General features: G+C 60.5%; 12 protein-coding genes. 6 read left to right on the top strand and 6 right to left on the bottom strand.

The window, feature by feature from the left end:
• Positions 1-4 precede the first annotated feature (4 nt).
• Positions 5-868: a universal stress protein gene (locus tag HU724_RS17100; protein WP_186566608.1), complete on the bottom strand. Its 864-nt coding sequence runs from the start codon at positions 866-868 to the stop codon at positions 5-7.
• Positions 869-1,027: 159 nt separating this feature from the next.
• Here HU724_RS17100 and HU724_RS17095 point away from each other — a divergent pair, with 159 nt between their 5' ends.
• The 3 genes from HU724_RS17095 (at position 1,028) to HU724_RS17085 (ending at position 3,766) form a co-directional block, all read left to right on the top strand.
• A complete protein-coding gene (locus tag HU724_RS17095) occupies positions 1,028-1,630 on the top strand; it encodes a MiaE family protein (RefSeq protein WP_186566610.1) in 603 nt (200 codons plus the stop codon).
• A gap of 141 nt (positions 1,631-1,771) precedes the next feature.
• Complete coding sequence (locus HU724_RS17090; protein ID WP_186566612.1) at positions 1,772-2,479, top strand: response regulator; 708 nt, start codon at positions 1,772-1,774, stop codon at positions 2,477-2,479.
• Complete coding sequence (locus tag HU724_RS17085) at positions 2,480-3,766, top strand: ATP-binding protein (RefSeq protein ID WP_186566615.1); 1,287 nt, start codon at positions 2,480-2,482, stop codon at positions 3,764-3,766.
• A gap of 99 nt (positions 3,767-3,865) precedes the next feature.
• On the opposite strand, the gene HU724_RS17080 is transcribed toward HU724_RS17085, so the two are convergent.
• On the bottom strand, positions 3,866-4,354 hold the full coding sequence (locus HU724_RS17080; RefSeq protein WP_186566617.1) for a GFA family protein: 489 nt from the start codon (positions 4,352-4,354) through the stop codon (positions 3,866-3,868).
• Between the two features lie 139 nt (positions 4,355-4,493).
• Between HU724_RS17080 and glsB the strand changes: the two genes are divergently transcribed.
• Positions 4,494-5,402, top strand: coding sequence for a glutaminase B (gene glsB, locus HU724_RS17075; protein ID WP_024013269.1), 909 nt, complete (start codon positions 4,494-4,496; stop codon positions 5,400-5,402).
• A gap of 182 nt (positions 5,403-5,584) precedes the next feature.
• Positions 5,585-7,087: an aldehyde dehydrogenase family protein gene (locus HU724_RS17070; RefSeq protein WP_186566619.1), complete on the top strand. Its 1,503-nt coding sequence runs from the start codon at positions 5,585-5,587 to the stop codon at positions 7,085-7,087.
• A 171-nt stretch (positions 7,088-7,258) separates the two neighbouring features.
• On the opposite strand, the gene HU724_RS17065 is transcribed toward HU724_RS17070, so the two are convergent.
• Positions 7,259-7,918, bottom strand: coding sequence for a carbonic anhydrase (locus HU724_RS17065; RefSeq protein ID WP_186566621.1), 660 nt, complete (start codon positions 7,916-7,918; stop codon positions 7,259-7,261).
• A 58-nt stretch (positions 7,919-7,976) separates the two neighbouring features.
• The gene (gene cynS, locus HU724_RS17060; RefSeq protein ID WP_186566623.1) at positions 7,977-8,444 is read right to left on the bottom strand and encodes a cyanase; all 468 of its coding nucleotides are present in this window, start codon (positions 8,442-8,444) and stop codon (positions 7,977-7,979) included.
• A gap of 121 nt (positions 8,445-8,565) precedes the next feature.
• Between cynS and cynR the strand changes: the two genes are divergently transcribed.
• The gene (gene cynR / locus HU724_RS17055; protein WP_186566625.1) at positions 8,566-9,453 is read left to right on the top strand and encodes a transcriptional regulator CynR; all 888 of its coding nucleotides are present in this window, start codon (positions 8,566-8,568) and stop codon (positions 9,451-9,453) included.
• Positions 9,454-9,706: 253 nt separating this feature from the next.
• On the opposite strand, the gene HU724_RS17050 is transcribed toward cynR, so the two are convergent.
• Together HU724_RS17050 and HU724_RS17045 are read right to left on the bottom strand one after the other, a co-directional pair.
• The gene (locus tag HU724_RS17050) at positions 9,707-10,036 is read right to left on the bottom strand and encodes a hypothetical protein (protein ID WP_041480831.1); all 330 of its coding nucleotides are present in this window, start codon (positions 10,034-10,036) and stop codon (positions 9,707-9,709) included.
• Positions 10,037-10,578: 542 nt separating this feature from the next.
• Positions 10,579-12,522, bottom strand: coding sequence for a DNA topoisomerase III (locus tag HU724_RS17045; RefSeq protein ID WP_186566627.1), 1,944 nt, complete (start codon positions 12,520-12,522; stop codon positions 10,579-10,581).
• Positions 12,523-12,651 lie beyond the last annotated feature (129 nt).

The following is a 12,651-nucleotide window of genomic DNA, read 5'->3' as shown; positions in this document are numbered from 1 at the left end:
ATCCTCAGTGTTTTGCCGTCAGTTCCACCAGATGATCCTCAACCTCCTGCGGCTTGAGCACCAGGACATCGCTTTCCAGCGTATCCAGCACCGCTTCAGCGGTATTGCCGATCAACGCGCCTGACAGACCACTGCGCGCCACCGTGCCAATCACCGTCACCGCCGCCTGCAGCTTGTGCGCCATGAACGGGATCAACACATCCGCCGGGCCTTCCTCGATGTGCAAGTTCTCGTCATCGACATCGAACTCCGCCTGAAACGCTCGACACTGCTCGCGGTATTTGGCTTCTATGGTCGATTTCAGCTGAAACGTCGGGTCTGCCGCCGAGAGCATCGGCGACGGATGCGCGGTAATCACATGCAGGTGCGCTTTGGCCAGACTGGCGATGTCATAACCGTGATCAATGATGGTGCTGTGCAAATGCCGATGCTCACCGTCGGCATTGCCGACATCGACCGCAGCCAGGATCACTTTGTCCTTCCACGAACCGGCGGTTTTAACCAGCAACACCGGGGTAGGGCAGTGGCGCAGAAGCTTCCAGTCGGCCGGGGTCAGCAGGGCCTTTTTCAGCGAGCTGTCGGGGAAGTGCTGTTTGATCACCAGACCGCAACCTTCGGCCTGCTGCACATCAATGATGGTTTCGTGCAGGCTCTCGTTCCACGCCTGTTCGGTGGTCACGCTGTACCCTTCGGCGAGCAATGCCGCCTTGAGCACGCTGAGCAGGCCGGCGTGGTCATGCTTCTTGTCGCACACCAATAGATGCAGGTGGGCCTGGGTGACACCGGCGATCAGCTTGGCGCGCTTGAGCGCCAGGCTTTCTGCATGTTCAGGTTCGATGACCACCAGAATGCTGCGAATGGCTTGCATGAGCGGAGTCTCCAGCAAAGAAAAGGCACGGCGTTGCACAACTATAGTTGCTACCCGAACGTCTGCGACTTGATGCATATCAACAGCCGCTGCTGGTGGTCTGCGGGCAGGCCGGTATAATCGGCGCCCTTCGCTCGAACACCTTTTACCGTGAGCCCCATGATCCTTCCCGAAATCCACGAATTCCTTGGCTGCCGCACGCCCGACGCCTGGGTCCTGGCGGCACTGGCCGATCAGGAAACCCTGCTGATCGATCACAAGAACTGCGAGTTCAAGGCCGCCAGCACGGCGCTGAGCCTGATTGCCAAGTACCACGCCCATGTCGACCTGATCAACATGATGTCGCGCTTGGCCCGGGAAGAACTGGTGCACCACGAGCAAGTCATGCGCATCATGAAACGACGCAAGATCGAGTTGCGTCAGCTGCACGCCGGCCGCTACGCCTCGGGCCTGCGCAAGGTGGTGCGCAGCCACGAACCGGTGAAACTGGTGGATACGCTGGTGGTTGGTGCTTTCATCGAAGCGCGCAGTTGCGAACGCTTTGAAGCATTGGTGCCGCATCTGGACGAAGAACTGGGCAAGTTTTATTTCGGTTTGCTGAAAAGCGAGGCGCGGCACTTTCAGGGTTATCTCAAATTGGCCTATCAGTATGGTGATGCTAAGGATGTCGCGCAGGTGATCGACCGCGTCCGTGCGGTCGAGCAGGAACTGATCGAATCGCCGGACGAGGAATTCCGCTTCCACAGCGGTGTGCCCGCCTGAATTTGTTAAAAACTCTTAAGAGTATGAAACATCACCGAAAACCGGCCCGAGTGGCCGGTTTTTGCTGTCTGCCGTCATCGCGTGTTCGATGAATGCCAGCATAATATCGGCCCTTCCACGTTTGGCTTGGCAACGGTTGTTATGGATAACCTGGGTTTCGGCAGAGTTCTGCTGGTCGAAGACGATGAGCGTCTCGCCGCACTGATCGCACACTTTCTTGAGCAACATGGCTACGAGGTGCGCACGGTGCATCGCGGCGATCTGGCCATGGCTGCATTCCTGGAATTCAAGCCGAAAGTGCTGGTGCTCGACCTGATGTTGCCGGGGCAGAGCGGTTTGCAGGTCTGCCGGGAAATTCGCAGTGTCTCGGACACGCCGATCGTGATCCTCACCGCCAAGGAAGACGATCTCGATCACATCCTCGGTCTGGAATCCGGCGCTGACGATTACGTGATCAAACCGATCAAACCGCCGGTGTTGCTCGCGCGGCTGCGGGCGTTGCAACGGCGGCAGACGCCGGACACCAGCGTTGTCAGTTTCCTCGAGTTCGGGCAATTGAGCATCGACCGCAGTTGCCGGGAAGTGCGCCTGACCGGTGACCTGATCGAGCTGACCACCATGGAGTTCGAATTGCTCTGGTTGCTCGCCAGCGCGGCGGGCAAGATTCTTTCCCGCGATGACATTCTCAGTCGCATGCGCGGCATTGCCTTCGACGGCCTCAATCGCAGCGTCGACGTCTACATCAGCAAGTTGCGCAACAAGCTTAAGGACAACCCTCGCGAGCCGGTGTGCATCAAGACCGTGTGGGGCAAGGGCTATCTGTTCAATCCATTCGCGTGGGAGCTCTAGATGCTGCGCTTGTTCCTCGGCCTGTTTCTGGTGATGACGGTGGGTCTGGTGCTGGCCTTGCAGACGGTTGAGCACACCTTCAACGCCTTGCTCGACAGCCAGACGCAGGATTACAACCGTGAAGCCGTGCGTGGTCAGGCGTGGTCGCTGGTCGATCATCTGCAAGGCCGCCAGGGCGCCGAGCGTGAACAGAAACTCGATTCATTGCGGGCGCACTACGGTCTATCGCTGAGTCTGGTCGAGGCCGATCAACTGGCCCTCACACCGCAGGAAAAAGCTGAGCTCGCGCGGAACCTGTTGGTGATCCGCGACGATTACACGCAGTTCATCAGCAACATCGATGGTGGCTCGCAGTTGCTCAGCATCAAGCTGCCGCCAGAGCCGAGCCTGATGCCGTTCTACATCACCGCGGCTTACATGATGCTCGCGGTGTTGATCGGCATCGTTCTGTTTTTCTGGGTGCGCCCGCACTGGCGCGATCTGGAAAAGCTGCGGCTGGCGGCCGAGCGTTTCGGCGACAACGATCTGTCGGTGCGCATTCAGTTGTCGCGGCGCTCGAACATCCGCGATCTGGCCGAGCACTTCAATCTGATGGCGGCGCGCATCGAGGGCTTGATCGCCAACCAGCGCGAACTGACCAACGCGGTGTCCCACGAATTGCGCACACCGATTGCGCGGCTTTCGTTTGAGCTCGATCAGCTCAAGCAGCAACCCGACGCTAGCCAGAATCGCGAGCTGATCGCCGACATGTATGCCGACCTTGGTGAGCTTGAGGAGATGGTCTCGGAGCTGCTGACCTACGCCAGCCTCGAGCACGGCGCGACGGTGATAAAGCGGGAAAATATTCACGCGGCCGACTGGCTCGACAGTGTCGTCGGCAGTGTGGCGCTTGAGGCCGAAGCAGTGGGCGTGCAGTTGTCGATCGCCGGTTGCCAGGTCGACACGGTAAGCATCGAACCGCGCTTCATGGCGCGGGCGGTGATCAACCTTTTGCGCAATGCCATTCGCTATGCCGAGCAGCGCGTCGAGGTGTCGCTGCAGCGCAATGGTGATGACTATGAAGTGCGGGTCAGCGATGACGGGCCGGGCGTGCCGCTGGAGGGACGGGAGAAAATCTTCGAACCGTTCTCCCGACTGGATGCCAGCCGGGATCGGCGTACTGGCGGTTTCGGGCTGGGCCTGGCGCTGGTGCGGAGGGTGTCGCAGTCCCATGGCGGGCAGGTTGAGGTTGGCGAATCGGTGTGGGGCGGGGCGTTGTTCAGGATGACCTGGGCGCATCTGGACTGATTGATATTGCCTGACCCGGCCCCTTCGCGAGCAGGCTCGCTCCCACAGGTGATCGCAATCCAAATGTGGCAGCGAGCCTGCTCGCGAAGGGCGCGGTGTTCAGCGAGTTACACCGAGTCGCTCATGCCACTGGGCGATCGATTCTTCGGGATATACATCAAACTGCTGATCCTTCGGCTTCGCCTCGACCTCAACCCACGGCGCTTTCGAGCCAAGCATCAGGTGCGTGTGTTCCGGCGGCACCGGCAGTGGCGTGTCGATCGCCGAGGCGAATGGGTGAATCAGCTCTGGCCACTCCGGGCTGAACAGCCACAAACCGCTGCCGCACAGCGAACAGAAGTGGCGTTCGGCGCTGCTGCGATGGGCGCGGTTATCGCCGTCAGCTTTCATCTTCGCGTGATAAATGCTGATGTTTTTGCGCCCGCGAACCTTGAGAGTGGTCGCGTCGCCGCCAAGGTTGATCGCATAACCGCCACCGCCCTGGGTCTTGCTGCAGATCGAGCAATAGCAGCGTTGATAGGGATAAGGATGGGCGCTGTCGAGGCTGAACGTGACTTCGCCGCAATGGCAGGAGCCTTCGAGGTGCATGGTGCTCTCCTGTGTCTGAATGGTCCGCTTCAGCCTAAAACATTTTGCCTGGCGCTTGCCGGTGTGATGCGACCGGCGGGCGCAGCGTCTAGCCCCAGTGTCCCCGCGATCCCATGGGGCGAGACTTTCGGAACCCGGCATGCAAGCGCTGTTGAACGAGATCCTTGACGCCGTCCGGCCCCTGATCGGGCAGGGCAAAGTTGCTGACTATATCCCCGCCCTCGGCACGGTGCCGGCCAACCAGTTGGGCATCGCCGTGTACAGTAACGATGGCGAAATGTATTGCGCCGGCGACGCTGAAACGCCGTTCTCGGTGCAGAGTATTTCCAAGGTATTCAGCCTGGTGCAGGCCATCGATCACTCCGGCGAAGCGATCTGGGAACGGCTTGGTCACGAGCCTTCTGGCCAGCCGTTCAACTCGCTGGTGCAACTGGAATTCGAGCGCGGCCGCCCGCGCAATCCGTTCATCAATGCCGGGGCGCTGGTGATCTGCGACATCAACCAGTCGCGCTTCGCTGCGCCGACACTGTCGATGCGCGACTTCGTCCGGCGTCTGTCGGGCAACCCGCAGATCATGATCGACGGCAAGGTCGCCGACTCCGAATATCAGCATCGCGCGCGTAATGCGGCGATGGCGTATCTGATGCAGTCTTTCGGCAACTTTCACAACGATGTCGAAGCGGTGTTGCGTAGCTATTTCAGCCATTGCGCGCTGCGCATGAACTGCATCGATCTGGCCCGGGCGTTCTGCTTTCTGGCCAATGACGGGTTCTGCAAGCACAGCGGCGAGCAGATACTGACGCGCCGCCAGACCCAACAGGTCAACTCGATCATGGCCACCAGCGGTTTGTACGACGAGGCAGGCAATTTCGCCTATCGCGTCGGCCTGCCGGGCAAGAGCGGGGTCGGCGGCGGCATCGTTGCGGTGGTGCCGGGGCAGTTCAGCGTGTGCGTGTGGTCGCCGGAGTTGAATGCGGCCGGCAACTCGCTGGCGGGGATGGCGGCGCTGGAACTGCTGAGCTCGCGGATTGGCTGGTCGGTGTTCTGAAGACACACCACGATTTCCAGTGTGGGAGCGAGCCTGCTCGCGAAGAGGTCGGCACATTCAGCATCGATGTCGTCTGGTCGGACGCTTTCGCGAGCAGGCTCGCTCCCACCGGGTGCAGTGTTGCTTTGCAGGATCGTGTTCTATACATTTTCCGGCCGCCCTCTGCATGGTGAATCCGCTTCATGTCTCTTGCGCTCGAACGTCTAGTCGCTGGCACGCCGATCCCTTTCGCTGGTAACCGCGTCACCGTGGTCAGCCCCGAACTGGCCGCGCGGTTTCAGCCCGGTGACCATTTGCTGGTCGAGCAGGTCAGTGGCGAGTTGTTGCTGATCCCCGTGGCTGATCAACAGGCCGCCTCGGTGGCAATCGAGCGTGCGGCTGCGGCATTCACAGCGTTGTCGGCGGTGTCCGATGAAGCCATCAGCCAGTTTTTCGATCTGTTTGCTCAGCGCCTGGAAAGTCCTGAATGCTGGACGCAGATCGAAGCCGCCAACCGCGCCGACATCGAGCGAGCCAAGGCGCGCGGTCGCTCGACCACACGCTTGCTCGCTGATGAACGCATGCGCCGCGACATGATTGCCGGGCTGCGCGCCTGGCGTGATGCGCCACCGACCCGGGGCAAAGTGATCAGCAGTGTTGAGCACGATGGCTGGAAGGTTGAGCAAGTGGTCTCGCCGCTGGGCATCGTCGCCTTTGTCTTCGAAGGCCGACCCAACGTCTTTGCCGACGCCGCCGGGGTGTTGCGCACCGGTAATACGGCTGTGCTGCGCATCGGCAGCGATGCGTTGGGCACTGCGCAAGCCATCGTCACTCACGCCTTGAACCCGGCGCTGGCCGAAGCCGGTTTGCCGGTGGGGGCGGTGTCGTTGGTCGAAAGTGTCAATCATGCTGCCGGTTGGGCGATGTTTGCCGACCGGCGTCTGTCGCTGGCGGTGGCGCGCGGCTCGGGCCGTGCGGTCAGTCAGTTGGGCAGCATTGCTCAGCAGGCCGGCACTGCCGTCAGCCTGCACGGCACCGGCGGCGCGTGGCTGATCGCCGACCGTGACGCCGACACTACACGCTTTGCGGCGGTGGTGCGCAACTCGCTGGACCGCAAGGTCTGCAACACCCTGAACGTCTGTCTGATTCAGCGCGAACGCGCCGATGAGCTGGTGCCGCTGTTCCTCAATGCCTTGAAAGACGCCGGTACTGCGCGCGGCCAAGGCTGCAAATTGCACATCGTCGCGGGCAGTGAAAGTTGCCTGCCAAGCGAATGGCAGAACGCAACAGTCGAGGTTTATCGCGCCGAGGGTTACCAGACCGAAGCGCTGGCCGAGTCTTTGCCCGAGTCGGAGCTGGGCCGCGAGTGGGAATGGGAAGAAACCCCGGAAGTCAGCCTGATGATTGTCGATGATCTGGATCAGGCGATTGCGCTGTTCAACCGTTACAGCCCGCAATTCACCGTGTCGTTGATCAGCGAGGATGCGGCGGTTCAGGAGCGCTTCTACAACGCGGTGAATGCGCCGTTCGTAGGCAACGGCATCACCCGTTGGGTCGATGGCCAGTACGCGTTGAACAAGCCGGAACTGGGCCTTTCGAACTGGGAGAGCGGGCGCCTGTTTGCGCGCAGTGCGATTCTTTCCGGGGATGGCGTGTTTACCGTGCGTAGCCGGATGACTCAGGTTGATCTCACGGTGAAACGCTGACTTGAAACCCGGACCGTGCCGTGTAGGAGCTGCCGAAGGCTGCGATCTTTTGATCTGATCGTTCCCACGCTCCGCGTGGGAATGCCTCTAGGGACGCTCCGCGTCCAGTGACGCAGAGCGTCACGGGCTGCGTTCCCACGCGGAGCGTGGGAGCGATCATCGGCCGGGGCGTCAGGCTGCGTTGGAAGTCTTAGCGCTGATCGCGCAAGTCTCAGGTTGCTCGACCAGCGGCACAAAGGTGCGGCGATCGGAAGAGAGCGCGTCGATCGAGCCGGTCTCGATGTCATACACCCAGCCATGCAGATTCAGCCGCCCTTGCTCCTGGGCCAGGCGCACACTCGGGTGGGTCTGGATATTCGCCAGTTGCGCGATCACATTCTCGCGCACCATCGAACTCAATTTCGCCGCGTCGCTGCCATGCACGCGCGCTTCGTTCATCACCTTCGCCGACTCGGCATGCTGCAGCCAGCCACTGACAGCGGGCAGATGATCCATGCATTTGCACTGGGCAATTGCCGTCATTGCGCCGCAATCGGAGTGGCCGCAAATCACGATATCGCTCACTCCCAGTACCGCCACCGCATACTCCACTGTCGCCGAGACCCCGCCCGGATGCGGGCTGTAGGAGGGCACGATATTGCCGGCGTTACGGATCACGAACAGTTCGCCGGGCTCTTGCTGGGTCAGCAGCTCAGGCACCACGCGACTGTCGGAACAGGTGATGAACAGCGTGCCGGGTTGCTGAGTCGTGGCCAGATGTTTGAACAGCTCGCTGCGTTGCGGGAAGGCTTCGTTCTGGAATTTCAGGAAACCGTCGATCAGGGCTTTCATGGGCGTGTCCTCGTGGCAGAAATGAGATGGCCCGCACGCAGGATGCGGGCCGGGCGCATTAGAACGGGCGCAGCGGCAGGAATTTGCCGTCGAGCGTCACCACCGCGCGGGAGCCGCCTTCCGGGTCTTCGACTTTCTTGATGTCCAGTTTGAAGTTGATCGCACTGATGATGCCGTCACCGAACTGCTCGTGAACCAGCGCTTTCAGCGTGGTGCCGTAGATCTGGATCATTTCGTAAAAACGGTAGATGGTCGGGTCGGTCGGCACGCCGCTGAGGCTGCCACGCAAAGGAATGATTTGCAGAGCGGCGACGTCATCGGCGCTGAGGTCGAGCTTGTCGCCGACCACTTGAGCAGCGTTTTTCGGCAGCGGATGCTGGCCGAGCAGGGCGGCGGTGACGTAGGCCAGGCTGAGGCCGGTGCCGTCAGCAAGATCCTGCCACGACAGATCTTTTTTCGCCTTGGCGTCGAGAACGCGGGTGGCCAGGGCCAGGCTGTTGTCGTTGTAGGCGTGGGACTGTTGCATGGTGTCACTCCTTTCAGGGGTTGGCTTGCTTGTGTGGAAGCAATCTTGCGCCGGTCGATCCATAGCGTCCAAGACCGATATACAATGCTTGGCATAAGCCCTGCCTATAGTTGGTGTCCTCATGCTGTTGCGACATTTGCGTTATTTGCTCGCCGTTGCCGATCACGGAGGCTTCACCCGAGCTGCCGAAGCGCTGCATGTATCGCAGCCGACGCTGTCGCAGCAGATTCGTCAATTGGAAGAAAACCTCGGTGTGACTCTCTTTGATCGCACCTCACGCACGGTGAAGCCGACGGATGCCGGAGCGGCTTACATCGAATGCGCGCGGCGCGTGCTGGTGGAGCTGGGGGCCGGGCAGCGCGCCTTGCACGACGTGAAGGACTTGTCCCGCGGCACGCTACGCCTGGCGATGACGCCGACGTTCATGGCGTATCTGGTCGGGCCACTGGTGCGCGACTACGGGGCACGGTTTCCCGGGATTCATCTGGAGATCTTCGAGTTGTCGATGGACGACATCGAGGCCGGGCTGGCGGATGACTCGCTGGATGTCGCGATCGCGTTTACCCCGGTGCGCAATGCCGATATCGAATGCATACCGGCGTTTACCGAGACGCTGGGGATCATGGTCGGGCCTGGGCATCCGCTCTATGACAGCCGTTCGGTGTTGACGCCGGTGGAGGTTGCTTCACTGGATTTCGCCTTGCTGGCGCCGGGCTTCATTACGCGGTTATTGGTGGATGAGTATTTCCGTGAGCACGGGATTACGCCGCATGTGCGGATTGAAGTGAATTCGGTGAGTACGTTGCTGGAAGTGGTGCGGCATGCGCCGCTGGCGACCATGCTGCCCGAGGCGATTGCCAGCGAAGACCGCGCGTTGCGCCGCTTGCGGGTCGAAGGGGAGGCGCCACAGCGTGGCGCGGCGTTGTTGCGGCGCAGGAATAATTACCATAGTGCGGCGGCGTTGGCGTTTGTGGAGCTGGTGCTCGGCATGAAAAGCCCCTCACCCTAACCCTCTCCCAGCGGGAGAGGGGACTGACCGAGGTGTTTGGTCAAGTTACTCCGACCTGAACGAGCTTCGTTGACTCATAATCGCCACGGTCATTCAGATCTACGGTTGAGCTGAGGCAACTCGGTCGGCTCCCTCTCCCTCGGGAGAGGGCTGGGGTGAGGGGCGACGGGGGCACTCACGCCGCAAAACTCAAAAGAACAACAAAGGGCCTGCTCCCAATCGGAAGCAGGCGCTTAGTCAAATAATCTACAACTCAATACAACCGATCAATCACCCGAACTTCATTCTGATTCTGCATCGAATCCCACGCCTGTTTCAGCGTCTGCAGCACACTGCCGATGAAGTCCTTGTCGGCCGCAGCCTTCTTGCCGACATAACCGTGGCCGCGGCGGTACATCTTCAGGCGGGCCAGCAGGTTCTGGTGGTTGCGGTCGAACTCTTCCTCGCCAGCATGGGGCGACAGGCAGTCGATGTGTACCTGGCCCGACTTGCTGATCCAGAGAATATGGCTGTCGTGGCTGTCTTTCTGCGCCGCGAACATACGCGCCAGTTCTTCGATGGTGGGTTGATTGTTCAGATTCATTGTTATGCCCCTTGACCAGTCTGGTGATCTTTCAAAGTTGATTCGCTAATACAGGTAGCCCATCGGTTAGTTGATCCCTGGCACCGAAACCAGGACGTCAGCGCTCGCCCGTATGAAGTACGGGGTCATGCATCTGTTGCATGTAGTCGTGTTGAATAACTGCTACGCAATAGCGTCACAACGAGGAGAAGCAGCGAAAACCGGGAGGCTCCTTGACGACAATCCAGTGTCGGCCACAAGCGTCTTGAGAATTTTCGCCAGCGCTTCTCGTCCTTGTACTGGACGTTCAGGCCAGGTCAGCTTCTTCAATCTGCCTTGTGGGCAGCGTGTATCCGGAAAAAACAACTCGGCGGTCAGACGAGTTTGCTCAAGCGTGTTACCAGTGCTCCCGATCGGGGAACGTCTTCATCATGCAAAAGCAAAACGATGCCGTCAACGGTTTTGTAGTGATTATTTTCAAGCACTACATATTGTCGGACAAAGCTGTTTTGGAATGAGAAAAGGTCCGTTTCAGCAACGTAGAGAAGGGAACCTCAAGGGATTCAGCGAGTCGCCGGACGCGCCGTGCGTTTGCGCGTACCGGCGGCTTTGCTGGCCGTCGACTTGCGCTTTTTTTTCCACGGCGCTGCGGCTTTGCCGGCAGGCGGCGGGCCGCTGATGGTCAGGCTGAGGGCTGAGCAGCGGCTGACCTGCTTGCTCATCCACGCAGCCTGTTTGGTGACGAATTCTTCCAGACTCATCTCGCCGCTTTGCACCATGTCCAGCGCCTGTTCCCAGATCGCCGTAGTGCCGGGATCGGCGATCGCGCGCGGTACCGCATCGATCAGGCTGAACGCCGCAGGTGTCGCCGCCAGTGCCTTGCCGTTCTTCACCAGATAACCACGATCCAGCAGCCCTTGGATGATCGATGCGCGGGTAGCTTCCGTGCCGATGCCGGTGGTGTCCTTGAGTTTCTGTTTGAGCAGCGGATCCTCGACCAGTTTGGCGACGTTCTTCATCGCCTTGATCAGATCGCCTTCGGTGTAGGGTTTTGGCGGTTGCGTCCACAAATCCTTGAGATTCACTTTCGCCACAGCGCATTCGACGCCCTGGCTAAGGGTCGGCAAGGTTTGCGGCGCGGGGGCTTCGCGGCCCTTGGCCGGGGCCAATGCCTCTGGCAGTGCACGCTTCCAGCCCGCTTCGATGATCTGCTTGCCCACCGCGCGCAACGCCTGCCCGTTGCAATCGAAATCGGCCTGGGTGCGATCATATTCGTGATTGGGCAGGAACTGCGCCAGGTAGCGCGCGCGAATCAGCGTGTACACCGCGCGATGCTTGCCGGTCAGACGTTCGAGGTTCTTCGCGGCGATGGTGGGAATGATGCCGTGGTGAGCGCTGACCTTGGCGTCATTCCAGGCTCGCGAGCGCCGCTGCGGTTCGAGAAAACCCTGCAACACTTCAAGGCTCGGATCGGCCTGACGCAATGCGGTGAGGATCGATGGCGCCTCACTGTGTTGGCTCAACGGCAGAAAGCCGCAATCACTGCGCGGATAGGTGATGACTTTGTAGGTTTCGTAAAGGGCTTGGGCGATGTCGAGGGTCTCCTGCGCGCCAAGGCCAAGCTTTTTCGAGCAGACTTCCTGCAAGGTGCCGAGATCGAAGGGCAGGGGCGCCACTTCGCGCATGCGCTCGGTTTTCAGCTTGATCACCCGTGCGCTGTCTGCACTGCTGATCGCCGCCGCTGCTTGTTGCGCCAACGCCTGATTCAGGCAGCGATCCTGATCATCACAAATATCCGCTGGTGCGCGCCATTGCGCGCTAAACGCTGTGCCGTTGTGCAGCAGTTCCACATCGATTGCCCAGAACGGTACGGGGACGAAATCGGCGATGCTGCGGTCGCGGTCGACCACCAGTCGCAGGGTAGGCGTCTGCACTCGGCCCACAGGCAGCACGCCCTGATAACCCGACTGACGGCCCAGCAAGGTGAACAGTCGACTCATGTTCATGCCGATCAGCCAGTCCGCGCGTGAACGGCCCAGCGCCGAGTGATACAGGCTGAATGTTTCGGCTCCCGGTTTCAGCGCGGCCAAGGCCTTGCGAATCGACGCCTCGTCCAGCGCCGACAGCCACAAGCGGCGGATCGGCCCGCGATAGCGGCAGTGCTCGACCAGTTCCCGGGCGATCATCTCGCCCTCACGGTCGGCGTCGGTGGCGATGATCAGTTCGCTGGCCTCGCCAAGCAGACGCTTCACCGCTTTGTACTGGCTGGCGGTGCGCGGCTTGACGGTCATTTTCCACTTGTCCGGAATGATCGGCAGATCGGCCAGCACCCAGCGTTTGTAGCGAGCGTCGTAGGCATCCGGCGGCGCGGTTTCGAGCAAATGGCCGATGCACCAGGTCACTGTGACATCCGTCCCCAACCAGCAGCCGTCGCCGCGACGCCTAGCGCCGAGCACGGCCGCAATGTCTTTGGCCTGGGAAGGTTTTTCACAGAGGTACAGCCGCATAGCTACCATCGCTGGTTGATTTGTGGGAGCGCACAGGATGGCTGGAGTCTGCCGCGCGAGCAACTTTTATCTGTATGGATATACAGATAAAACGATTGCCAAAGATTTTCGCCGTTCGGCTGCAATCTC

It is taken from the genome of Pseudomonas iranensis (assembly GCF_014268585.2).
Lineage (GTDB): Bacteria > Pseudomonadota > Gammaproteobacteria > Pseudomonadales > Pseudomonadaceae > Aquipseudomonas > Aquipseudomonas iranensis.
Note: the sequence above shows the minus strand (reverse complement) of the source record. Positions and strands in the feature narration are given on the sequence as shown.